Annotated in this window: 22 protein-coding genes; 11 read left to right on the top strand and 11 right to left on the bottom strand. The window is 61.5% G+C overall.

Annotated features, from left to right (window positions below; genetic code table 11):
- Window positions 1-42 precede the first annotated feature (42 nt).
- The 7 genes from ispC to rpsB form a co-directional block, all read right to left on the bottom strand.
- Window positions 43-1,233 carry a 1-deoxy-D-xylulose-5-phosphate reductoisomerase gene (gene ispC, locus AC3A5O_RS16925; protein ID WP_122565470.1) on the bottom strand — a complete coding sequence of 397 codons (1,191 nt, stop codon included), beginning with the start codon at window positions 1,231-1,233 and terminating at the stop codon, window positions 43-45.
- Entirely contained in the window at window positions 1,230-2,036 is an 807-nt protein-coding gene (locus AC3A5O_RS16920) for a phosphatidate cytidylyltransferase (protein ID WP_305482810.1), read from the bottom strand. The genes ispC and AC3A5O_RS16920 overlap by 4 nt, the downstream gene beginning before the upstream one ends.
- The gene (gene uppS / locus AC3A5O_RS16915) at window positions 2,036-2,791 is read right to left on the bottom strand and encodes a polyprenyl diphosphate synthase (RefSeq protein ID WP_122565472.1); all 756 of its coding nucleotides are present in this window, start codon (window positions 2,789-2,791) and stop codon (window positions 2,036-2,038) included. The genes AC3A5O_RS16920 and uppS overlap by 1 nt, the downstream gene beginning before the upstream one ends.
- Window positions 2,792-2,804: 13 nt before the next feature.
- Window positions 2,805-3,362, bottom strand: coding sequence for a ribosome recycling factor (frr, locus tag AC3A5O_RS16910; protein WP_003198238.1), 558 nt, complete (start codon window positions 3,360-3,362; stop codon window positions 2,805-2,807).
- A complete protein-coding gene (gene pyrH, locus AC3A5O_RS16905) occupies window positions 3,359-4,102 on the bottom strand; it encodes a UMP kinase (protein ID WP_003184915.1) in 744 nt (247 codons plus the stop codon). Before pyrH ends, frr begins: the two co-directional genes overlap by 4 nt.
- Window positions 4,103-4,315: 213 nt before the next feature.
- The gene (gene tsf, locus AC3A5O_RS16900; RefSeq protein WP_018603730.1) at window positions 4,316-5,179 is read right to left on the bottom strand and encodes a translation elongation factor Ts; all 864 of its coding nucleotides are present in this window, start codon (window positions 5,177-5,179) and stop codon (window positions 4,316-4,318) included.
- A gap of 195 nt (window positions 5,180-5,374) precedes the next feature.
- Window positions 5,375-6,112, bottom strand: a complete 738-nt coding sequence (gene rpsB / locus AC3A5O_RS16895; RefSeq protein WP_003198231.1) for a 30S ribosomal protein S2 — start codon at window positions 6,110-6,112, stop codon at window positions 5,375-5,377.
- A gap of 433 nt (window positions 6,113-6,545) precedes the next feature.
- Between rpsB and map the strand changes: the two genes are divergently transcribed.
- The 5 genes from map to AC3A5O_RS16870 all read left to right on the top strand — a co-directional run bounded on the left by map (window position 6,546) and on the right by AC3A5O_RS16870 (window position 12,237).
- A complete protein-coding gene (gene map, locus AC3A5O_RS16890) occupies window positions 6,546-7,328 on the top strand; it encodes a type I methionyl aminopeptidase (RefSeq protein ID WP_053118843.1) in 783 nt (260 codons plus the stop codon).
- 53 nt (window positions 7,329-7,381) lie between these two features.
- A complete protein-coding gene (locus tag AC3A5O_RS16885; protein WP_305469926.1) occupies window positions 7,382-10,084 on the top strand; it encodes a [protein-PII] uridylyltransferase in 2,703 nt (900 codons plus the stop codon).
- Window positions 10,085-10,215: 131 nt separating this feature from the next.
- Window positions 10,216-11,415 carry a succinyldiaminopimelate transaminase gene (gene dapC, locus AC3A5O_RS16880; RefSeq protein ID WP_487753472.1) on the top strand — a complete coding sequence of 400 codons (1,200 nt, stop codon included), beginning with the start codon at window positions 10,216-10,218 and terminating at the stop codon, window positions 11,413-11,415.
- A 167-nt stretch (window positions 11,416-11,582) separates the two neighbouring features.
- Entirely contained in the window at window positions 11,583-11,924 is a 342-nt protein-coding gene (locus AC3A5O_RS16875) for a type II toxin-antitoxin system RelE/ParE family toxin (protein WP_305469922.1), read from the top strand.
- Window positions 11,925-11,934: 10 nt separating this feature from the next.
- On the top strand, window positions 11,935-12,237 hold the full coding sequence (locus AC3A5O_RS16870) for a Fis family transcriptional regulator (RefSeq protein ID WP_305469920.1): 303 nt from the start codon (window positions 11,935-11,937) through the stop codon (window positions 12,235-12,237).
- A 179-nt stretch (window positions 12,238-12,416) separates the two neighbouring features.
- Here AC3A5O_RS16870 and AC3A5O_RS16865 read toward each other — a convergent pair whose 3' ends face one another.
- The 3 genes from AC3A5O_RS16865 to AC3A5O_RS16855 all read right to left on the bottom strand — a co-directional run bounded on the left by AC3A5O_RS16865 (window position 12,417) and on the right by AC3A5O_RS16855 (window position 16,787).
- A complete protein-coding gene (locus tag AC3A5O_RS16865) occupies window positions 12,417-12,779 on the bottom strand; it encodes a DUF6124 family protein (protein WP_092442270.1) in 363 nt (120 codons plus the stop codon).
- 822 nt (window positions 12,780-13,601) lie between these two features.
- A complete protein-coding gene (locus AC3A5O_RS16860) occupies window positions 13,602-15,248 on the bottom strand; it encodes a Na+/H+ antiporter (RefSeq protein WP_122565476.1) in 1,647 nt (548 codons plus the stop codon).
- 183 nt (window positions 15,249-15,431) lie between these two features.
- A complete protein-coding gene (locus AC3A5O_RS16855) occupies window positions 15,432-16,787 on the bottom strand; it encodes a type III effector protein RopAA (RefSeq protein ID WP_305482808.1) in 1,356 nt (451 codons plus the stop codon).
- A gap of 175 nt (window positions 16,788-16,962) precedes the next feature.
- Between AC3A5O_RS16855 and AC3A5O_RS16850 the strand changes: the two genes are divergently transcribed.
- From AC3A5O_RS16850 to AC3A5O_RS16835, 4 genes are all read left to right on the top strand, one after another.
- On the top strand, window positions 16,963-17,325 hold the full coding sequence (locus tag AC3A5O_RS16850) for an ArsC family reductase (RefSeq protein ID WP_122565478.1): 363 nt from the start codon (window positions 16,963-16,965) through the stop codon (window positions 17,323-17,325).
- 32 nt (window positions 17,326-17,357) lie between these two features.
- Complete coding sequence (dapD, locus tag AC3A5O_RS16845) at window positions 17,358-18,392, top strand: 2,3,4,5-tetrahydropyridine-2,6-dicarboxylate N-succinyltransferase (RefSeq protein WP_305469914.1); 1,035 nt, start codon at window positions 17,358-17,360, stop codon at window positions 18,390-18,392.
- Window positions 18,393-18,569: 177 nt separating this feature from the next.
- Entirely contained in the window at window positions 18,570-19,775 is a 1,206-nt protein-coding gene (locus tag AC3A5O_RS16840; protein WP_305482806.1) for an aminotransferase class V-fold PLP-dependent enzyme, read from the top strand.
- On the top strand, window positions 19,772-20,176 hold the full coding sequence (locus AC3A5O_RS16835) for a SufE family protein (RefSeq protein WP_305482804.1): 405 nt from the start codon (window positions 19,772-19,774) through the stop codon (window positions 20,174-20,176). The genes AC3A5O_RS16840 and AC3A5O_RS16835 overlap by 4 nt, the downstream gene beginning before the upstream one ends.
- Before the next feature lie 116 nt (window positions 20,177-20,292).
- Here AC3A5O_RS16835 and tcdA read toward each other — a convergent pair whose 3' ends face one another.
- The gene (tcdA, locus tag AC3A5O_RS16830) at window positions 20,293-21,105 is read right to left on the bottom strand and encodes a tRNA cyclic N6-threonylcarbamoyladenosine(37) synthase TcdA (protein WP_305482803.1); all 813 of its coding nucleotides are present in this window, start codon (window positions 21,103-21,105) and stop codon (window positions 20,293-20,295) included.
- 400 nt (window positions 21,106-21,505) lie between these two features.
- On the opposite strand from tcdA, the gene dapE reads away from it, so the two are divergent.
- Complete coding sequence (gene dapE, locus AC3A5O_RS16825; protein WP_122568721.1) at window positions 21,506-22,657, top strand: succinyl-diaminopimelate desuccinylase; 1,152 nt, start codon at window positions 21,506-21,508, stop codon at window positions 22,655-22,657.
- Complete coding sequence (locus AC3A5O_RS16820; RefSeq protein WP_487753471.1) at window positions 22,657-23,466, top strand: putative RNA methyltransferase; 810 nt, start codon at window positions 22,657-22,659, stop codon at window positions 23,464-23,466. Before dapE ends, AC3A5O_RS16820 begins: the two co-directional genes overlap by 1 nt.
- Window positions 23,467-23,485 lie beyond the last annotated feature (19 nt).

Below are 23,485 nucleotides of genomic sequence, written 5' to 3'. Positions count from 1 at the left end.
CGCAATCCTGTCCAGGGCAACCCTGGCTAACGTATCGCAGCTTCAACGCCCGTGGCGCTGCAGCCATTGGCCCGCCAACTCACGGGCCCTGGCATCCGCCGTAAATACTGTATCGAGGTCATCGACCGAAACCACGGCCTCGAGATTCAAGACTTCCTCGATGATACTCGCGATCTCGAGGTAACGGACACGTCCATCGAGAAACGCAGCAACTGCCACTTCATTGGCAGCATTAAGCATGGCCGGTGCGCTGTTGCCCGCCTCGGCCGCCTGGCGCGCCAGGCGCAGGCAGGGGAAGCGCTGTTCATCGGGCGCCTGGAAATCCAAACGAGCGATGGCGAACAGGTCCAGTGGTGCAACGCCCGAGTCGATACGCTCCGGCCAGGCCAGGGCATTGGCGATCGGGGTGCGCATGTCCGGGTTGCCCAACTGAGCCAGCACCGAACCGTCGACGTAGTCCACCAGGGAGTGAATCACGCTCTGGGGGTGAATCACCACCTCGACCTGCGACGGCTTGGCATCGAACAGCCAGCAGGCCTCGATCAGTTCCAGGCCCTTGTTCATCATGCTGGCCGAATCCACGGAAATCTTGCGCCCCATGGACCAGTTCGGATGTGCACAGGCCTGTTCGGGTGAAACATGCACCAATTCTTCCAACGGCGTCTGCCGGAACGGGCCACCGGAGGCTGTCAGCAAAATCCGTCGAACGCCTACCGCGCCGAGACCACGGGAAAAATCCTGCGGCATGCATTGAAAAATCGCATTGTGCTCGCTGTCGATGGGCAGCAACACCGAGCCGCTCTTGCGTACCGCCTGCATAAATAACGCGCCGGACATCACCAGCGCCTCTTTATTGGCCAGCAGGATCTTCTTGCCGGCCTCCACCGCCGCGAGGGTCGGACGCAGGCCCGCTGCACCGACAATCGCCGCCATCACGGCGTCGACTTCAGGGTCGGCAGCCACTTGGCAGAGCCCCTCCTCCCCCACCAGCACACGGGTTTGCAGGCCGGCAGCGCGCAGATCATCCTGCAACGCCCGCGCCACGCCTGCCTCGGGCACCACGGCAAACCGCGGCGTGTGGCGTTTGCACAACGCCAGCAACTCACTCAAGCGCGTGAAGCCACTGAGGGCGAACACCTGGTAGCGCTCCGGATGCCGGCCAATGACGTCAAGCGTACTCAGGCCAATCGAACCGGTCGCGCCAAGGACAGTGATCTGCTGGGGGCGACTCACGGTGCCGCCATCCACAACAGCACGGCAAAGATCGGGATCGCGGCAGTCAGGCTGTCGATGCGATCCAGCACGCCACCGTGACCGGGCAACAGGTTACTGCTGTCCTTGATCCCGGATTGACGCTTGAACATGCTTTCGGTCAGGTCGCCGACGACGGACACGAATACGATCAAGGCGGCGCCCAAAAGCCCCATGAACAGCTGCGCGACCGTCCAGTCGCGCACGAAACCGACCACGGTGGTGATCACCAGGCTCAGGGCCAAACCGCCATAGACCCCTTCCCAACTCTTGCCAGGGCTGACTTTCGGCGCGAGCTTGCGCTTGCCGAAGGCCTTACCGGAAAAATAGGCGCCGACGTCGGCCCCCCAGACCAGCACCATCACAGCCATGATCTGCCAGTTACCCAGTGGGCCTTGCTTGATCCAGATCAGCCCCTGCCAGGCCGGCAGCAGGATCAACAGGCCGATGACCAGCTTGGTCGCCGTGTTGGCCCAGTGATGCGTAGTCTGCGGATAGGTCAGGACCAGGAAGGTCGCCGTCGCCCACCACAGCACCGCGGCACCGAGCACCCAAGGCGCGAGGCCAGGCACCACGTACATGATGAACAGCATGGCCGCCACGGCCGCTGCGTAGGCCACGCGCGCCGACTGCGCAGGAAAACCCGCCAACCGCGCCCACTCCCACGCCCCCAGAGTCACGACCAGTCCGATGAACAGCGCGAAACTGGCGCCTTTGAGCAGGAAGAAACCACCCAGGGCGATGGGCAACAGGATCAAAGCAGTGATGATTCGTTGTTTAAGCATTAAACCCGGGCTCCAGCTTCGATCTGCTCGCTCGTTTTACCGAAGCGACGCTGACGGGAAGCGAAATCGGCCAGTGCGGTGCGCATGGCTTCGTGTTTGAAGTCCGGCCAGAACAGGTCGGAGAAGTACAGCTCGGCATACGCCAACTGCCAGAGCAGGAAGTTGCTGATGCGATGCTCGCCACCGGTACGGATGCACAGGTCCGGCACCGGCAGGTCGCCGGTCGCCAGGCAGGTCTGCAACAGCTCAGGAGTGATGTCTTCCGGGCGCAAGTGCCCGGCCTGGACTTCCCGCGCCAGGCGCTGGGCGGCCTGGGCAATGTCCCACTGGCCACCGTAGTTGGCGGCGATTTGCAGGACGAACCGATTGGCACCCGCCGTCGCGGCCTCGGCTTCGCGCATCGCAGCCTGCAATTCAGGATGGAAGCGCGAGCGATCGCCGATGATGCGCAAGCTGATCTTGTTGTCATTGAGGCGCTTGGCCTCACGACGCAGAGCCTTGAGGAACAGGTCCATCAAGGCGCTGACTTCATCGGCCGGGCGCTGCCAGTTCTCGCTAGAGAAGGCGAACAGAGTCAGCACCTCGACCCCCGCCTCGGCGCACACCTCAATGACCGCACGAACCGCATCGACCCCCGCCTTGTGCCCGGCGACGCCAGGCATAAAGCGCTTCTTGGCCCAACGGTTGTTGCCATCCATGATGATCGCCACATGGCGCGGCACCGCAAACGGCACGGCCTGCTTGGTCTTTTCCATGAAAACGAGACCCTTATACGGCCATCAGGTCTTTTTCTTTCTGCGCCAAATCCGCATCGATCTTAGCCACATACTTCTTGGTCAGGTCGTCGATCTCGCCAGTGGCGCGACGCTCTTCGTCTTCGCTGATTTCCTTTTCCTTGACCAGGTCCTTGAGCTGGCTGTTGGCATCACGGCGGATGTTGCGCACGGCAACACGAGCGTCTTCAGCCACATCACGCGCCTGCTTGGTGAAGCCCTTACGGGTTTCCTCAGTCAGGGCCGGCATGGAGATCAGCAGCAGCTCACCCAGGTTGGTCGGGTTCAGGTTCAGGCCGGCACTGCCGATAGCCTTGTCGACCGCGCCCAACATGTTGCGCTCGAAGGCCACGACCTGCAGGGTACGCGCGTCCTTGACGGTGATGTTGGCCACTTGCTTGATCGGGGTATCGGAACCGTAGTACGGCACCATCACGCCCTCGAGGATGCTCGGGTGCGCCTGGCCGGTGCGGATGCGACCGAAGTTGTGTGCCAGGGACTCCAGGGATTTCTGCATGCGCTGTTCAGCGTCTTTCTTGATTTCGTTGATCATTGTTGAGCTTCCTCGATCAGTGTTCCTTCGGCGCCGCCATGGACGATATTCAGCAGGGCGCCAGGCTTGTTCATGTTAAAGACGCGCAGCGGCATCTTGTGGTCGCGGCACAGGCAGATAGCCGTCAGGTCCATGACACCCAGCTTGCGATCCAGCACTTCATCGTAGGTCAGATGATCGAACTTCTCGGCATGCGGGTCCTTGAACGGGTCAGCGGTATAGACGCCATCGACCTTGGTTGCCTTGAGCACGACATCGGCATCGATCTCGATCGCTCGCAGGCAGGCAGCCGAATCCGTGGTGAAGAACGGATTACCGGTACCGGCGGCAAAAATCACCACTTCCTTGGCGTTGAGGTGGCGCATGGCTTTGCGGCGGTCGTAGTGATCGGTCACGCCAACCATGGAAATGGCCGACATCACGATGGCCGAGATATTGGCACGCTCCAGCGCGTCGCGCATAGCCAGGGCGTTCATCACAGTGGCCAGCATGCCCATGTGGTCGCCTGTGACCCGATCCATGCCGGCCGCGCTCAGCGCCGCACCGCGGAACAGGTTGCCGCCGCCGATGACCAGGCCGACCTGAACGCCGATCCCGACCAGTTGGCCAACTTCCAGGGCCATGCGATCCAGCACTTTCGGATCGATCCCGAACTCTTCCGAGCCCATCAGGGCCTCGCCGCTAAGCTTGAGTAGAATGCGTTTATAGCGAGCCTGATAACCACTGCCCTGCTGAGCCATTGCGAATCTCTCCTGCGGCGTATTTTCAAAAATTCTTTGCGGACTGTTTGCAGCCTGCGTTCACTCTAGCTTGACGCTGACACAGCGTCATCGGAACACGGGCTTTGTAAGCCAGTTCCGACAGGAAACCAATAAAAATCGGCATCCCCATCTGAAAAGAGGCTGCGCGCATAAGCGGGCAGCCTCTTCAGGGCGACAGTTATGAAAACTGTCTTATTGCTTGCTGGCAGCCAGCTGAGCAGCCACTTCTTCAGCGAAGTTGTCTACTGGCTTCTCGATGCCTTCGCCCACTTTGAAGTAAGTGAAGGAAACGATTTCAGCGCCGCCCTTCTTGGCCAGTTCGCCGACCTTGATTTCAGGGTTCTTGACGAACGCCTGCTCAACCAGGCTGGCTTCAGCCAGGAACTTGGTGATACGACCGGCAACCATTTTTTCAACGATTTCGGCAGGCTTGCCTTTGATCTTGTCTTCGTTGAGCTGCATGAACACGGCTTTTTCGCGCTCGATGGCATCAGCGGAAACTTCCGACGGCAGCAGGAACTCAGGGTTGCTGGCTGCGACGTGCATCGCGATGTCCTTGGCCAGCTCGACGCTGCCGCCTTTGAGAGCTACAACGACGCCGATCTTGTTGCCGTGCAGGTAAGAACCGACAACATCGCCTTCGACGCGAACCAGACGACGGATGTTGACGTTTTCGCCTACTTTGGCAACCAGGGCTTCACGAGCCGATTCCTGAGCGGCGATCAGCGGAGCTGCGTCGGTCAGTTTGTCGGCGAATGCTTTTTCGACGCTGGCGGCAACGAATGCCTTGAAGTCGTCTTGCAGGGCCAGGAAGTCGGTCTGCGAGTTGACTTCGATGATAACGGCAGCTTTACCGTCATCCTTGATGCCGATCGCGCCTTCAGCGGCAATGTTGCCGGCTTTCTTGGCAGCCTTGATGGCGCCCGAAGCACGCATGTCATCAATGGCTTTCTCGATGTCGCCGCCAGCCTTGGTCAAGGCTTTCTTGCAGTCCATCATGCCTTCGCCGGTACGCTCGCGCAGTTCTTTGACCAACGCTGCAGTAATCTCTGCCATTTCAAAATCCTCTTGGATAGGTTTTCAACCATTCCACCCGATCGAACGGGCGATCAATTCTTCCTGGAAAACCACTGCTTATAGGCCGCGGCAGGTTACAAACAGGTCACTGCGCCGGCGGCAAATGGTTTTCGAGGTGGCAAAAAGGGGGCCAAGCCCCCTTTTTGCTTACTGAGTCAACGCCAGGGGCGTCGATTACTCAGCGGCTGCTGCCGGAGCTTCTTCAGCGAAGACTTCGGTGCCGCCGTTAACATTGTTGCGACCACGGATCACAGCGTCAGCCATCGAACCCATGTACAGCTGGATGGCGCGGATGGCGTCATCGTTACCTGGGATGATGTAGTCAACGCCTTCCGGGCTGCTGTTGGTATCGACAACGCCGATGACCGGGATACCCAGCTTGTTGGCTTCGGTGATCGCGATGCGCTCGTGGTCAACGTCGATCACGAACAGTGCGTCAGGCAGACCGCCCATGTCCTTGATACCGCCCAGGGAGCGGTCCAGCTTCTCAAGATCGCGAGTGCGCATCAGCGCTTCTTTCTTGGTCAGCTTGGCGAAAGTACCGTCTTCGGACTGAACTTCAAGGTCACGCAGACGCTTGATGGAAGCGCGAATGGTCTTGAAGTTGGTCAGCATGCCGCCCAACCAGCGGTGATCGACGTACGGCGAACCGCAACGTGCTGCTTCTTCAGCAACGATCTTGCCAGCGGAACGCTTGGTGCCGACGAACAGAATCTTGTTTTTGCCCTGGGCCAGGCGCTCTACGAAGGTCAGTGCCTCGTTGAACATTGGCAGGGTTTTTTCAAGGTTGATGATGTGGATCTTGTTACGCGCGCCGAAAATGTACTTGCCCATTTTCGGGTTCCAGTAACGGGTCTGGTGACCGAAGTGCACACCGGCCTTCAGCATATCGCGCATGTTGACTTGGGACATGATAGTTCCTTGATAAGTCGGGTTTGGCCTCCACGTATCCCAATGACCAACCAGCGGCTTATATAAGCCGAGGCACCCAGGTCATCGTGTCGACACGTGTGTGGATTTAAGCTTACGGGGTCATCCCCGGAAAGCGGCGCATTTTATACCACAGCAAGGGCGAAAACGGAACACGGATTCTGAAATCCCCTGTAGTGGGTGGATGGTGGGAGCAAGGCTTGCCCGCGACGAAGGCGATGCGGCCCTTCAGAAATCGAGTCGCCTGGGTCGCGAGCAAGCCTTGCTCCCACTCGCGCCCCACGCCACAGAGTTCCAGGCTGGAGGGTTCTTTGTACTGATCGTCTGTTAGAATCGCCTCTTTCAGGGCCGTTCGGAGCATCCTCCGCCGCCTATTTCGCTTTGAACAGCGCCGTCGAGCGCAGAGAGAGCCTGTATGACCGTTACCCTCAAGACCCCCGAGGACATCGCTAAAATGCGTGTCGCCGGCAAACTCGCCGCCGAAGTGCTCGAGATGATCGCCGACTACGTCAAGCCCGGCGTGACCACCGAAGAGCTGGATCGCATCTGCCACGACTACATCGTCAATGAGCAGAAGGCCATCCCGGCCCCACTCAACTACAAAGGCTTCCCGAAGTCGATCTGCACCTCGATCAACCACGTGGTCTGCCACGGCATCCCCAACGAAAAACCGTTGAAGGATGGCGACACCCTGAACATCGACGTCACCGTCATCAAGGACGGCTATCACGGCGACACCAGCCGCATGTTCCACGTCGGCAACGTGCCGGAGTGGGCCCAGCGCCTGTCCAAGGTCACCCAGGAATGCATGTACATGGCCATCGAGCTGGTGAAACCGGGCTGCCGCCTGGGGGACATCGGCGAAGTGATCCAGAAGCACGCGCAGAAGAACGGCTTCTCGGTGGTGCGCGAGTTCTGTGGCCACGGCATCGGCAAGGTGTTCCACGAAGAACCGCAGATCCTGCACTACGGCCGTGCCGGCACCGGCATGGAACTGCAAGCGGGCATGACCTTCACCATCGAGCCGATGATCAACCAGGGCCGCGCCGACACCAAGGTGCTGGGCGACGGCTGGACCGCCATCACCAAGGACCGCAAGCTGTCGGCCCAGTGGGAACACACCCTGCTGGTCACTGAGACCGGCTACGAAATCTTCACCCTGCGCAGCGATGACACCATCGCGCGTGTTTCCGCCTGATCCGAACCCAGCCTATAGATCCGATAGATATAGATAGAAAGGAAAGCCATTCAATGCCGCAGGTGGATCCCGAACTCTTCGACCGCGGCCAGTTCCAGGCTGAACTGGCCCTGAAGGCAAGCCCCATCTCGGCGTTCAAGAAGGCGATCCGCCAGGCCCACGAAGTGCTCGACCAGCGCTTTCGCAGCGGCCGGGATATCCGTCGGTTGATCGAGGACCGCGCCTGGTTCGTCGATAACATCCTGCAAAAGGCCTGGGAGCAGTTCGATTGGAGTGAAGACGCCGACATCGCCCTCGTGGCGGTGGGCGGCTATGGGCGCGGTGAGCTGCACCCCTACTCCGACATCGACCTGCTGATCTTGCTGGACAGCGCCGATCACGAGGTTTTCCGCGACTCCATCGAGCGCTTCCTGACGCTGCTGTGGGACATCGGCCTGGAAGTCGGTCAGAGCGTGCGCTCGGTGCAGGAATGCGCCGACGAGGCCCGCGCCGACCTGACGGTGATCACCAACCTGATGGAAAGCCGCACCATTGCCGGCCCCGAGCACCTGCGCCAGCGCATGCTCGATGTCACCAGCACGGCGCACATGTGGCCGAGCAAGGACTTTTTCCTGGCCAAGCACGCCGAGCAGAAGGCCCGTCACCACAAGTACAACGACACCGAGTACAACCTGGAGCCCAACGTCAAGGGTTCGCCCGGCGGGCTGCGGGACATCCAGACGATCCTGTGGGTCGCCCGCCGCCAGTACGGCACGCTGAACCTGCGTGCCCTGGCCGGTGAAGGTTTCCTGGTGGAAAGCGAAAACGCCTTGCTGGCCTCGTCCCAGGAATTCCTGTGGAAGGTCCGCTACGCCCTGCACATGCTGGCCGGGCGCTCCGAGGACCGCCTGTTGTTCGATCACCAGCGCTCCATCGCCGGCCTGTTGGGTTTCGAGGGGCAGGATGCCAAGCAGTCCATCGAAAACTTCATGCAACAGTACTACCGCGTGGTGATGAGCATCGCCCAGCTCAGCGAACTGATCATCCAGCACTTCGAGGAAGTCATCCTCGCCCCCGAAGACGAAGAACCACCGCTGCCGATCAACTCGCGCTTCCAACTGCACGACGGCTACATCGAAGCGCGCAACGCCAACGTTTTCCGCCGCACGCCCTTCGCCATGTTGGAAATTTTCGTGCTCATGGCCCAACAACCGGAAATCAAGGGCGTACGCGCCGATACCATCCGCCTGCTGCGGGAAAACCGTCACCTGATCGATGAAGATTTCCGTCACGATATCCGCAACACCAGCCTCTTCATCGAGTTGTTCAAGTGCAAGATCGGCGTGCACCGCAACCTGCGCCGGATGAACCGCTACGGGATCCTCGGACGCTACTTGCCGGAGTTCGGCTTCATCGTCGGACAGATGCAGCACGACCTGTTCCACATCTATACGGTCGATGCCCACACCCTGAACCTGATCAAGCACCTGCGTAAGCTGCAGTACACTCAGGTGTCGGAAAAATTCCCGCTGGCCAGCAAGCTCATGGGCAAGCTGCCCAAGCCTGAGCTGATCTACATGGCCGGGCTGTACCACGACATCGGCAAGGGCCGCCAGGGCGATCACTCCGAGATCGGCGCAGTGGATGCCGAGGCGTTCTGCCAGCGCCATCAACTGCCCGTGTGGGACAGCCGGCTGATCGTCTGGCTGGTGCAGAACCACTTGGTGATGTCCACCACCGCACAGCGCAAGGACTTGTCCGATCCGCAGGTGATCCACGACTTCGCCCAGATCGTCGGCGATGAAACGCGCCTGGATTACCTCTACGTGCTAACCGTGGCCGACATCAACGCGACTAACCCGAGCCTGTGGAACTCCTGGCGCGCCAGCCTGTTGCGCCAGCTCTACACCGAGACCAAGCGCGCCTTGCGCCGTGGCCTGGAAAACCCGGTGGACCGCGAAGAGCAGATCCGCCGCACCCAAAGCGCCGCCCTGGACATCCTGGTGCGCGGCGGCACCGATCCGGACGATGTCGAGCAGCTCTGGTCGCAATTGGGCGATGACTATTTCCTGCGCCACACCGCCGGCGACGTGGCCTGGCACAGCGACGCGATCCTGCAGCAACCGGCCGATGGCGGGCCGCTGGTGCTGATCAAGGAAACCACCCAGCGCGAGTTCGAGGGCGGCACGCAGATCTTCATCTACGCCCCGGACCAGCACGACTTCTTCGCCGTGACCGTGGCGGCGATGGACCAGCTCAACCTCAACATCCATGACGCCCGGGTCATTACCTCCAGCAGCCAGTTCACCCTCGACACCTACATCGTGCTCGACACCGACGGCGACTCGATTGGCGACAACCCGGCGCGGGTCAAGCAGATTCGCGATGGTTTGACCGAAGCCCTGCGCAACCCGGCGGACTACCCGACCATCATCCAGCGCCGGGTGCCGCGCCAGCTCAAGCACTTCGCCTTCGCGCCCCAGGTGACGATCCACAACGACGCCCAGCGCCAGGTCACCGTGCTGGAACTCAGCGCCCCGGACCGCCCGGGCCTGCTGGCGCGGGTCGGGCATATCTTCCTGGAGTTCGACCTGTCGCTGCAAAACGCCAAGATCGCCACCCTCGGCGAGCGGGTAGAAGACGTATTTTTCATCACCGACGCTCACAACCAGCCGCTGTCCGATCCGCAACTGTGCAGCCGCCTGCAGGAAGCCATCGTCCGGCACCTGAGCGTTAACCAGGAAGCTGATGCCAACCTGACGCGTATCAATATCTGAATCAACGCCCCCTGTGGGAGCGAGCTTGCTCGCGATAGCGACGGAACATCCGGCATCGATTCTGCTGACCCACCGCTATCGCGAGCAAGCTCGCTCCCACAAGGACCGCGCCCACATTGACGAGGCCCCCGATGAACAACGCCCTGAACCAGTTGCAGCCCTACCCGTTCGAAAAGCTCCGCGCCTTGCTCGGCAGCGTCACGCCCAACCCCGACAAACGCCCGATCGCGCTGTCCATCGGCGAACCCAAGCATCGCTCACCCAGCTTCGTGGCTGAGGCCCTGGCCAGCAATCTGGAAAAAATGGCCGTGTACCCGACCACCCTCGGTATCCCGGAATTGCGTGAAGCCATCGCCGGCTGGTGCGAACGCCGCTTCAGCGTGCCGAACGGGTGGCTGGACCCGGCGCGCCATGTGTTGCCGGTCAACGGCACCCGTGAAGCCTTGTTCGCCTTCACCCAGACCGTGGTCAACCGGGGCGACGACGCCCTGGTGGTCAGCCCGAACCCGTTCTATCAGATCTACGAAGGCGCGGCGTTCCTGGCCGGGGCCAAGCCGCACTACCTGCCGTGCCTGGACGAAAACGGCTTCAACCCGGATTTCGATGCGGTATCGCCAGACATCTGGAAACGCTGCCAGATCTTGTTCCTGTGCTCTCCGGGCAACCCGACCGGTGCGCTGATCCCGGTGGATGTGCTGAAGAAACTCATCGCCCTGGCTGACGAATATGACTTTGTCATCGCCGCGGATGAGTGCTACAGCGAACTCTACTTCGACGAACAAACCCCGCCGCCGGGGCTGCTCAGCGCCTGCGTCGAACTCGGTCGCAAGGACTTCAAGCGTTGCGTGGTGTTCCACAGCCTGTCCAAACGCTCCAACCTGCCAGGCCTGCGCTCCGGTTTCGTGGCCGGCGACGCGGACATCCTCAAGGGTTTCCTGCTGTACCGCACCTACCACGGCTGCGCGATGCCCGTGCAGACCCAACTGGCGAGCATCGCCGCGTGGAACGACGAAGTACACGTACGGGCCAACCGCGCGCTGTATCGGGAGAAGTTCGACGCGGTACAGGAAATCCTCAGCCCGGTACTGGACGTGCAACGCCCCGACGGCAGCTTCTACCTGTGGCCGAACGTAGCGGGCGACGATGCGGCGTTCTGCCGTGACCTGTTCGAACAGGAACACGTGACCGTCGTGCCGGGCTCGTACCTGTCCCGCGATGTGGATGGCGTCAACCCAGGCGCCGGCCGCGTGCGCATGGCCTTGGTCGCGCCATTGGCTGAATGTGTGGAAGCGGCGGAGCGGATCCGCGCGTTCATCCAACGTCGGGGTTAATCCCGCATCAGGACTTGAGTAGACCGCTGTTGTGGCGAGGGAGCATGCTCCCGCTGGGCTGCGCAGCGGGCCCCAACAGCAGCCCCCATACCGACCAACTGAGCCCCTGTACGAATTCCCAGTAACGCCCGGGTTGCACAATGCACCTATTTCGGTACACTCCATTCATGGTTGATATCACCCCCATACTGAACGTACGTTTCTTCCGCACAGACGCCGGGAATGAACCCGTTCGCGAATGGCTGACTGACCTGCCTCGCGAGCATAGACGGATGATCGGAACTGACATCAAGACCGTTCAGATTGGGTGGCCGATAGGTATGCCGGTGGTTCGCAAACTGGACACTGGACTATGGGAGGTCAGGATTGACCTTGGAGATACCATCGCCCGCGTTCTCTTCACCGTAGTGGGCTCTGACATGGTTCTACTCCACGCTTTCATAAAGAAAAGTCAAAAAACGCCAACCACCGACATGGCAACCGCCAAGCAGCGCAAAGCAAGACTATGAGGCACAGCAAATGAACAAGCACATCGGATCTGATTTTGACGACTTCCTCGCCGAGCAAGGTATCGCCGAAGAAGTTTCCGCAGCTGCGCTCAAACGCGTTATTGCCTGGCAGATTGCCGAAGCAATGAAGCTTCAGAAAGTGACCAAAAAAGCCTTGGCACAGCGGATGCACACCAGTCGCACTGCAGTTGATCGTGCGCTGGATCAGGACGATGCGGGAATGACGCTGGCAACGCTTGCCAGCGCAGCTCGTGCGTTGGGCCAGAGGGTGGAAGTACGGTTGGTGCCTGAGCAGGAAGAGGCTCACGCCTAAGCGCTGTTGTGGCGAGGGAGCTTGCTCCCGCTGGGCTGCTTAGCAGCCCCAAGCAGTCAACTCAATCTGCCTGATGTATTCCGTTGGATCGTTCCCACGCTCTGCGTGGGAACGATCCATATCGATACCGGATCCTGTGGGAGCAAAGCTTGCTCGCGATGAGGCCGGCATTTATTGCATCAAGTCCGAAGCTCTACCCGATCCAGGCACTTGTTCGCCAACAACATCCCCAACTCAATCATCTGGGCCACTCCCAATGCGACATGCCGTCGCGAGCCATCCTGATCGAAGGCAAGGTCGTTGAGCATTGCATTGGCAGACGCCAGGGTTTCGCTGAGGTTGGCCAGCAATACTTCCGTGTCGATACCGTCAGCCACAGTGAATAGCTGTACTGAGGGTTTGGGTTCTGACTTGCTGTCGTCATCAGGCTTGAGATATTGATCCAACACACGGTCGGCTGCCTCTTGCAGCTTTTCGGGTGCATAGTCGCCGTAGGGAAAAGTGGAGGCTGGTTTTGGTGGGTTTGGAGTTTCTTTGATCATTTGGATGCTCCTTGGGTGTTGGAGCCGCCACAAAGCCTTCTCACGGACTAGAGAGTGGCAGCCGTACGCGGGGTGAGAATCCGGGTCAAACACCCACTAAATACCCGGCCATGTCGAAACATGCCCGCGCACAGCCGCCATAACATGATGTATGGACGAAACGCGCCTGCACTTTATATGGCGGGCGCTTATGCGCATAGTGGGTATTCGGATTCTCACGTCCGGTCGCTGAATTGGCAGCGACACCCAGAGGCTAGAGCCCTCGCTTCCGACGGACAACCTTAAAAACCTGTCGGAAACTTCGGTGCGTCTGACAGACCACAATCGCTTGCTCAGACAAGACAAAGAAATAAAACGCGCCCCCTAAAGCAAGCCATTGATTTTACGGGTTTAACACTTCAACAAATCTCATGCAGCCCTGTTTCAAGAACCAAGCTGGCTTGAATTTGCTAATACCAGTAGCCATGATCGCCCCCGTCACCAGCGAAAGCTGGCAGGAGTCTGGGTCCCTCTCAGGATTGACCCAGCCACGCAGACGGGGCGGAGCAAGCTCAACTGCGTGTCGATTGAAGCCGCCTTCGGGTGGCTTTACTTGCTATGAGAACAAGGCACACCGGGCTTTGTTGCGTCTGAAATGCCGAAGATCCGCAAAGTGGTGGTGATCTATCCTGTGGCGAGGGGATTTATCCCCGCGGGGCTGCGAAGCAGCCCTCAAAGCTAACAACGCGCTGTGTCAGACAGCTTGAATTGACTGCGTTGGGACTGCTGCGCAGTCCAACGGGGATAAATCCCCTCGCCACAATTGGCTTTGCGCCATGACTGCTATTTACCCAACCCCAAATTCGCCTCCGCCAGATCCAACTCCCCCAGCACCTCTCGCAGCACATCATCCCCAATCTGGTGATGACGGCTAAGGCGATACAACTCCAGCCGCTGCGCCCGATAGGCCTTCAAGCGCAGCCGGCGTTCCAGCAGGTCCATTTCGAACGCCAGCGCCTGGGCTTCGGCGGAGTCGTTGAACACCTCCAACTGATGGCGATATTCAGACATCAAGCGCGCCTTGACCTCGGTCGCCAGCGCGGCCTGAGCCGCATCGGGTGTACTGGGCAGCTCGGCCGGTTCCTCCACTTCCAACGCATGGATCGCCGCTTCAGCGGTTTTGCGCCAGGCCTCGCGCACTTCGTTGCGACGTTTGTCGTCAGGGCTCCTCTCGATACCCCGCAGCAGCAATGGTAAAGCGATGCAAGCCGCGATCAGCGACAACAGAATCACCCCGGCGGCAATGAAGATCAGCAAATCGCGCTCGGGAAACGCCTCGCCCGCCCCCAGCAGCAACGGCACCGACAGCACGCCCGCCAGCGTCACCGCCCCGCGCACGCCGCCGAAGGTCAGCAACCAGCAGGAGCGCGCAGTCGGCACGAACGTCAGTTCGTTCTCGCCACGCCAGCGACGTAACAGCCCGGACAGCCGCCAGATGCTTTGTACCCAGACAAACCGCAGCACCAGCAACACCAGGAAAATCGCCACCACCTCCAGGCAACGGTAGAACAGTGTCGGCCACAGGGTGGTTTCGTGACTGGTCGCCGCCTTGATGATGTCCGGCAATTGCAGCCCCAGCAGCAGGAAGATCAAGCCGTTGAAAGCGAACTCCAGCAGCGACCAGACGCTGCGATTGAGCAGCCGCGTACCGGTCTGGCGCGGCAACAGGTCGAGCCAGCTCTGCATCATCCCCGCCGCCACCGCCGAGAGAATGCCCGAGGCGCCTAATCGTTCAGCCAGCACATAGGCGGCAAACGGTAGCAGCAACATGAACACCACGTGGGTGGCCGGATCGTCCCAGCCTCGGGCAATCATCCAGGCCCGCAAGCGGCCCACCAGCCAACTCAGGGCCACGCCCACCAGCAGGCCGCCGACCGCCACCAGGACGAAGGCCAGGCTCGCGCCCGCCAGGGAAAACACCCCGGTGATCGCCGCCACCAGGGCGAACTTGAACGTCACCAGGCCCGACGCGTCGTTCATCAACGCCTCGCCCTGGAGCATGTGCATCAAAGGTGCGGGCAGACGGTCACGGGCAATCGCCGACACCGCCACCGCGTCGGTCGGCGACAGCACCGCGGCCAGGGCAAAGGCCACCGGCAACGGGATACTCGGCAGCAGCCAATGAATGAAATAACCGGCGCCCACCACCGTGAATAACACCAGCCCCACCGCCAGCGTCAGGATCGGCCCACGCAGGCGCCATAACTCGCGCTTGGGCATGCGCCAGCCGTCGGAGAACAGCAGCGGTGGCAAGAAGAGAAACAGGAACAGCTCAGGATCGAGGGCCACGTGCAGGCCCAGGGACGGCCAGGCCAGCAAGGCACCGGCGCCGATCTGCACCAGGGGCAACGGCAGCGGGATCAACCGTCCGATCAGGCGCGACACGCCCACCAACATCAACAGGATCAGGACGGTATAGGCGCTTTGCATAACGGACTTCCAATGACAGCCATACACATCTGCGGCAACAGCTGGCCGGTGAAGTACCATATTAACTGCCAAGGTGAACCACCGCCTTTGCACATTGGTCGCACCTCAGCAGCGTCAATGCGCAGTCGCCCCTTGGCCCCTCCCAACCTCCACGCGGCAGGAGCGACCGGCGACTATCCGAAGCTAAACAGCTCGCTCAGCAGCATTGAGGGTCGAACGACCCGAGACAACATCGACGCCGTCTCCCTCATTGTCGCTATCTTCCCCGATCTGTTCGGCCGTCGACACTTCGACCAAGGGCAACATTCCCTGCAGCTCATCCGGATGAGCGGGACCGGCGGATAGCCTGTCCAACGCGGCGGAGGCCTTGTCCGCCAACGGCTGGGTCATCACTCCCGTTGTCACCCAGGCGGCGAGCACCGGGGCCATCGTGGCCGTAACCGTCGCCTTGCCAGCCGCCGCAACACCCGCAGGCGAAATCCCGGCGCTCCTGGCTGCGTTGACAGCGGCGGTCTGGGCCATGCCGATCGCAGTAATACCGCCGGCCAACGCTCCGAGACTACTGACCAAGCCTGTCGGCGTAACCAAGGCTTGCAGCGATTTGCTGCCATCGCGCATCACGTCCAGCGGCAGGCTGCCGACCCGCTTCGCAATGCCCAACGCAGCACTCCCTACGCCATAATTCTTGAGGTCCTTGTAACGCTGATGCCAGTCTTGACGCCCCAACAGGTATTCCGGGCCAATCCGGTGTTTCGATTTATCGATGGAATGTTGCAGGTCATAGGCGGCCATGCCTGAAAGCGGAGAACCGACGGCAGCTATCACCGAATCCACCTTGCTGCCCGTTTGCGCATCGACGGTCTTCGTCACGACGGGTTGGATGACCGTGCGCAACACGTTTCGCGCGGAGAAGGTCTGGAAAGTCAGGCTGCCTTCGATAGCCTGGGTCGTCAGGCTCGGCTTCACCGCCTGGGCGGCTTCCTGCATGACCGGCTCCAGATCGGCATTTTCGGCCGCCAGCCACTGGGTGTCGCTGGTGGCGCGCTTGATCAGGCCATTGCCAACCGTGTCGGCGGCGCTGCTGACTAGGCCGGCAATCGCCGACAGCGCCAACGGCGCGGTAATCGAGCCATTGCCGGTCACCGCCGGGGCGAAGTCCAGCGCAATGGACGCCGCGCCGAAGGGAACCGAACGAACGAATCCAACAGTGTCATGGGACGCGCGATCCAGCCGCGAGCCTTTGGTCAGCACGGCGTCGACGCTTTCCGCGGTTTCCCCGTCATTGGCCAAGGTACGCGAACGATCGTCGATCAGTGCTTCGAAGGCCTGGCGATTGGCACCGTTTATATGCGGCTCGAATACCCGGGTGAGCTGGGCCTTGATTGCACCAGTCCGATTTGCCAGGTCCTGTTCAGCCGTGACAGGGCCGATCGGGACGGATGCAGCGGTCCCGGTGGTCGATGTTGTTGAATGGGCCGGAAGTGTTTCTTCAGCTTGATGCGTCAGTGGATGGGGCGGTGTCAGAGAGATGGAATCCATGGGCGGGTCTCCTGTGCGTAAAATCTTGGGTTTACTTGCGCTGTGTGGTCACTTCTTTCCTGTCGGTTCCGCCTCGTCCGATCCGTCGCGACAGTCAAGGCACTGAAAGGAACGACGTGGCATAATCGTCCGCTGATTTTCAGGACGATACCGGGAACGTTTTGGGGGAGCATTCATGCCCAAGGAAAACAAGCACTTACAGCTTTTCGGCATCAAAGCCTGTGACACGATGAAAAAGGCGCGCACCTGGCTCGATGATCACGCGGTGCGCTATGACTTTCACGATTACAAAACTGCCGGCATCGACCGTGAGCACCTGACCCAATGGTGCAACGAGCATGGCTGGCAGGTGGTGTTGAACCGTGCCGGTACGACCTTTCGCAAACTCGACGACGAACGCAAAGCCGATCTCGACCAGACGAAAGCCATCGAACTGATGCTCGCCCAACCCTCGATGATCAAGCGCCCGGTGCTTGACCTCGGTGACCGAACCCTGATTGGCTTCAAGCCAGATATTTATGCGGCAGAGATCAAGTAAGCCTGCCCAGTCCATTTTGTAGAGGTAATTTCATGTCCACTACCCTGTTCAGCCTGGCCTTCGGCGTCGGCACCCAAAACCGTGAAGGCGCCTGGCTGGAGGTGTTCTACGCACAGCCGCTGCTCAAGCCGTCGGCTGAGATCGTTGCCGCTATCGCGCCGATCCTTGGCTACAGCGAAGGCAACCAGGCCATCACCTTCACCACCGCCCAGGCCTCGCAACTGGCCGAAGCCCTCAAGGGCGTCGATGCCGCGCAAGCCGCTCTACTGACCCGCCTGGCTGAAAGTCACAAGCCGCTGGTCGCCACCCTGCTGGCCGAAGACGCCCAACTGAGCTCCACCCCTGAGGCCTACCTCAAGCTGCACCTGCTGTCCCATCGCCTGGTCAAGCCCCACGGCCTGAACCTGGCCGGCATTTTCCCACTGCTGCCGAACGTGGCCTGGACCAGCCAGGGCGCGATCGACCTGAGCGAACTGGCCGAGCACCAGCTCGAAGCCCGCCTGCGTGGCGAGTTGCTGGAAGTGTTCTCCGTGGACAAGTTCCCGAAAATGACCGACTACGTGGTTCCGGCCGGTGTGCGTATCGCCGATGCCGCGCGGGTCCGCCTGGGCGCCTACGTGGGCGAAGGCACCACCGTGATGCACGAAGGTTTCGTCAACTTCAACGCCGGCACCGAAGGCCCGGGCATGATCGAAGGCCGAGTCTCGGCGGGCGTATTCGTCGGCAAGGGTTCGGACCTGGGCGGCGGTTGCTCGACCATGGGCACCCTGTCGGGCGGCGGCAACATCGTGATCAAGGTTGGCGAAGGCTGCCTGATCGGCGCCAACGCCGGCATCGGTATCCCGCTGGGCGACCGCAACACCGTGGAGTCGGGCCTGTATGTGACCGCCGGCACCAAAGTGAAGCTGCTGGACGAAAACAACCAACTGGTCAAAGTGGTCAAGGCCCGCGACCTGGCCGGCCAGCCTGACCTGTTGTTCCGCCGCAACTCCGAGACCGGCGCGGTGGAATGCAAGACGCACAAGTCGGCCATCGAGCTGAACGAAGCGCTGCACGCTCACAACTAAGCTTCACACCACCACCTGTGGGAGCGGGCTTTTTTGTGGGAGCCGAGCTTGCTCGCGATGGCAGCGACACGGTTTTACTGCAAGACCGCGTCATCGTTCATCGCGAGCAAGCTCGGCTCCCACAAAAAAAAGCCCGCCCTCACGGGGGCCGGCGTCATTCCAGCAGGGCCCGAAAGCATGTTGATCCAATCCCCCTGGCGTGCCGATTTCCCGGCCATCGCCGCCCTGCAACGGCAAGGCCAGACCTATCTGGACAGCGCCGCCACCACGCAAAAGCCCCAAGCCCTGCTGGACGCCCTGACGCACTACTACGCCAACGGCGCGGCCAACGTGCACCGTGCGCAACATTTGCCGGGCGCCCATGCCACCCAGGCGTTCGAGGACAGCCGTCTCAAGGTCTCGCAATGGCTCAATGCCGGAAACTGCGGGCAAATCGTCTTCACCCACGGCGCCACTTCGGCGCTGAACCTGCTGGCCTATGGGCTGGAACATCTATTCAACCCGGGCGATGAGATCGTCATCAGCGCCCTGGAACACCACGCCAACCTGCTGCCGTGGCAGCAACTGGCCGAGCGCCGTTCGTTGACCCTGGTGGTGTTGCCACTGGATGCCGACGGCGTGATCGATGCAGGCGCCGCCGCCGAGCTGATCGGCCCGCGTACGCGCTTGCTGGCAGTGAGCCAGTTATCCAATGTGCTGGGGGCCTGGCAGCCCGTGCCGGCGCTGCTGGCCCTGGCCAAGGCCCAAAGCGCGCTAACGGTAATCGACGGTGCCCAAGGCGTGGTCCACGGCCGCCACGACGTGGAGGCGCTGGGCTGCGACTTTTACGTGTTTTCCAGCCACAAACTCTACGGCCCCGACGGGCTGGGTGTGCTGTTTGGCCGTACCGAAGCCCTCGGCCACCTGCGCCATTGGCAGTTCGGCGGCGAAATGGTGCAACAGGCCGATTACCACAGCGCCACCTTCCGGCCAGCGCCGTTGGGCTTCGAAGCCGGCACGCCGCCGATTGCCAGCGTGATCGGGTTGGGCGCAACTCTGGATTACCTGTCCGACCTCGACCCGCAGGCGGTCATCGACCATGAGGCGGCGTTGCATGACTACCTGTTCCATGGCCTGTTGGCCCGCAACGGCGTGCGCCTGGTGGGCAACCCGCGCCTGGCCCTGGTCAGCTTCGTGGTCGAAGGCATCCACAACGCCGACCTGGCGCACCTGCTGACCGAGCAAGGCATCGCCGTGCGCGCCGGGCATCACTGCGCGATGCCGTTGTTCAAGCACTTGAAGCTGTCCGGGGCGATTCGGGTGTCGCTGGCGCTGTACAACGACTCTGCCGACCTCGAACGGTTCTTCGAGGCCTTGGACCAGGCCTTGGAGATGCTCCGATGAACCTGCCTGCCGATGCCGTCGCCGCGCTGCAGATTTTCCAGGACGCCTCCGGCTGGGAACAACGCGCCCGATTGCTGATGCAATGGGGCGAACGCCTGCCGCCCCTGAGCGACGAGGACAAGTGCGAAGCCAACCTCGTCCACGGCTGTGAAAGCCAGGTGTGGTTGGTGGGTCGCTTGCATGACGGGCACTGGAAGTTTTCCGCCAGCAGCGATGCGCGGTTGATCCGTGGGTTGGTGGCGTTGCTGCTGGCGCGGGTCAACGGATTGTCCGCTGACGAGTTGCAGCAGGTGGATTTGCCGGATTGGTTCAATCAGTTGGGATTGTCGCGGCAGCTGTCACCGTCGCGTAGCAATGGCTTGAATGCGGTGTTGCAGCGGATGTTTGAGTTGACTGAATAATCGCCATCGCGAGCAAGCTCGCTCCCACAGAGGATTTGTGTCGTACACAAAATTTGTGTTCCATGAGATCCAATGTGGGAGCGAGCTTGCTCGCGATGAGGCCATCTGCCCCACCCTCAAACCTGAGGCTTGGCCCTATCCGCCGGCCGCCGCACACCCGCCACGATCTTATCCACAGCCTTGGTCGCCGCGACCATGCCGAACGTCGCCGTGACCATCATCACCGCGCCGAACCCACCGGCGCAGTCGAGCTTGACGCCGTCGCCGACAAAACTCTTCTGCAGGCAAATGCTGCCGTCCGGCTTCGGATAGCGCAGCTGTTCGCTGGAGAACACGCAAGGCACGCTGTAGTGACGGGTCACGGTGCGGGAGAAGCCGTAGTCCCGGCGCAGAGTGGAGCGCACCTTAGAGGCCAGCGGATCGTTGAACGTACGGTTGAGGTCGCAGACCTGGATCAGCGTCGGGTCGATCTGCCCGCCCGCACCGCCGGTGGTGATGATCTGGATCTTGCGGCGCTTGCACCAGGCGATCAGCGCAGCCTTGGCGTTGACGCTGTCGATGCAGTCGATCACGCAGTCGATGTTCGGCGTGATGTACTCGGCCATGGTGTCGCGGGTGACGAAGTCGGCCACCGCGTGCACGGTGCAGTCGGGGTTGATCCCCCGCAGCCGCTCGGCCATCACCTCGACCTTGGGCTTGCCGACGGTGCTGTCCAGGGCGTGCAACTGACGGTTGGCGTTGCTGACGCAGACATCATCCAGGTCGAACAGCGAAATCTCGCCCACGCCGCAACGGGCAATGGCTTCCGCCGCCCAGGAACCGACACCGCCGACGCCGACAATCGCCACATGGGCCGCCCGCAGGCGCTCCAGGCCTTCGATGCCATACAAACGGGCGATGCCGGCAAACCGTGGATCTTCTGTACTCATGACCATTACCCCAAAAACCGGCGCGCATTATAGGGCTTTGCCGCGGCAATTCGAGCCGATCGCGAAATGAATCCGACCAATTTCCCCTTGTGGGAGCGAGCTTGCTCGCGATGGCGTCAGCCCAGTCAATAGAGTATCGACTGATCCACCGCCATCGCGAGCAAGCGCGCTCCCACAGGATTTGTGTTCCAACTGACCAGCACCAGGGCCCATGGTGGTCGTTTTGCTATAAGATAACCGCCATTTTGTAAGCCTCGACCGAATACAATTCAACGGTCGCACTCAGGACCTGTGGGAGCGGGCTTGCTCGCGAAGGCGTCATCACTGACGCTAAAAGCTTCGCGAGCAAGCCCGCGCCCACATGGACTGTGATCTCCTTTCCAGCTTTCCGGAGTTTTCCATGACGGCCCACGCCGACCTCTCGCCGACCCTGCAACTCGCCTGCGACCTGATCCGCCGTCCGTCGGTGACGCCGGTGGATGCCGATTGCCAGAAATTGATGATGCAGCGCCTGGGCAACGCGGGCTTTACGCTCGAGCCGATGCGCATCGAGGATGTGGATAACTTCTGGGCCAGCCATGGCAAGCAGGACGGCCCGGTGCTGTGCTTCGCCGGGCACACCGACGTGGTGCCGACCGGCCCGGTGCAGGCCTGGCAGCTCGACCCGTTCGATGCGGTCATTGATGAGCAAGGCATGCTCTGTGGCCGTGGCGCAGCAGACATGAAAGGCAGCCTGGCGGCAATGGTGGTGGCGGCCGAACGGTTCGTCGCCGATTACCCGGACCACAAAGGTTCGCTGACCTTCCTGATCACCAGCGATGAAGAAGGCCCGGCCCACCACGGCACCAAAGCCGTGGTCGAACGCCTCAAGGCCCGCCAGGAGCGACTGGACTGGTGCATCGTCGGCGAACCGTCGAGCACCACCTTGGTGGGCGATGTGGTCAAGAACGGCCGTCGTGGTTCCCTCGGCGCCAAACTGACCGTGCGCGGCAAGCAAGGCCACGTGGCTTATCCACACCTGGCGAAGAACCCGATCCACCTTGCCGCGCCCGCCTTGGCTGAATTGGCCGCCGAGCATTGGGACCACGGCAACGACTTCTTCCCGCCGACCAGCTTCCAGATCTCCAACCTCAATTCCGGCACCGGCGCCACCAACGTGATCCCGGGTGACTTGGAGGCGGTGTTCAATTTCCGCTTCTCCACCGAGTCCACTGTCGAAGGCCTGCAACAGCGCGTCGCCGACATCCTCGACAAGCATCAACTGGACTGGCACATCGACTGGGCCTTGTCCGGCCTGCCGTTCCTCACCGAGCCGGGTGCACTGCTCGATGCGGTGTCGTCGAGCATCCGGGACGTCACCGGGCGCGAGACCCAGGCGTCCACCAGCGGCGGCACCTCCGATGGTCGCTTCATCGCCACCATGGGCACGCAAGTCGTGGAACTGGGGCCGGTCAACGCGACCATCCACCAGGTCAACGAGCGCGTGCTGGCGGCCGATCTCGACGTGCTGACCGAGATCTACTACAAGACGCTGATCAAGTTGCTCGCCTGATGCTTGCCTGCCCGATCTGCAGTGAACCGCTGAACGCGGTGGACAACGGCGTGGTGTGCCCGGCCGGCCATCGCTTCGACCGCGCGCGCCAGGGTTACCTGAACCTGCTGCCGGTGCAGCACAAGAACAGCCGCGACCCCGGCGACAACCAGGCCATGGTCGAGGCCCGCCGCGATTTTCTCAACGCCGGGCACTACGCCCCGGTCGCCCGGCGCCTGGCGGAACTGGCCGCCGAACGCGCGCCTGGGCGCTGGCTGGACATCGGCTGTGGCGAGGGCTACTACACCGCGCAGATCGCTGAGGCGTTGCCCCATGCCGATGGCTACGCCTTGGACATTTCCCGCGAGGCGGTCAAGCGCGCCTGCAAACGCAACCCGCAGTTGACCTGGTTGATCGCCAGCATGGCGCGGGTGCCGTTGGCGGACGGTTGCTGCCAGTTCCTGGCCAGCGTGTTCAGCCCGCTGGACTGGCAGGAGGCCAAGCGCCTGCTCAGCCCCGGCGGCGGCCTGATGAAAGTCGGCCCCACCGCCGGCCACCTGATGGAGTTGCGCGAGCGCCTGTATGACGAAGTGCGCGAATACACCGACGACAAGCACCTGGCCCTGGTGCCGTCGGGCATGGTGCTGGATCACAGCGAAACCCTCGAATTCAAGCTGACCCTCGACAACGGCCAGGACCGCGCCAACCTGCTGGCCATGACGCCCCACGGCTGGCGCGCCAGCGCCGAACGCCGCGCCAGCGTGATCGAGCAGGCCGAGCCGTTCGAGGTCACGGTGTCGATGCGCTACGATTATTTCGTTCTTCAATAACCTTTTTTGATTCCGGGCC

This window comes from Pseudomonas sp. Soil_N_39 (assembly GCF_057655955.1).
This window is presented reverse-complemented; position numbering and strand designations above follow the sequence as displayed.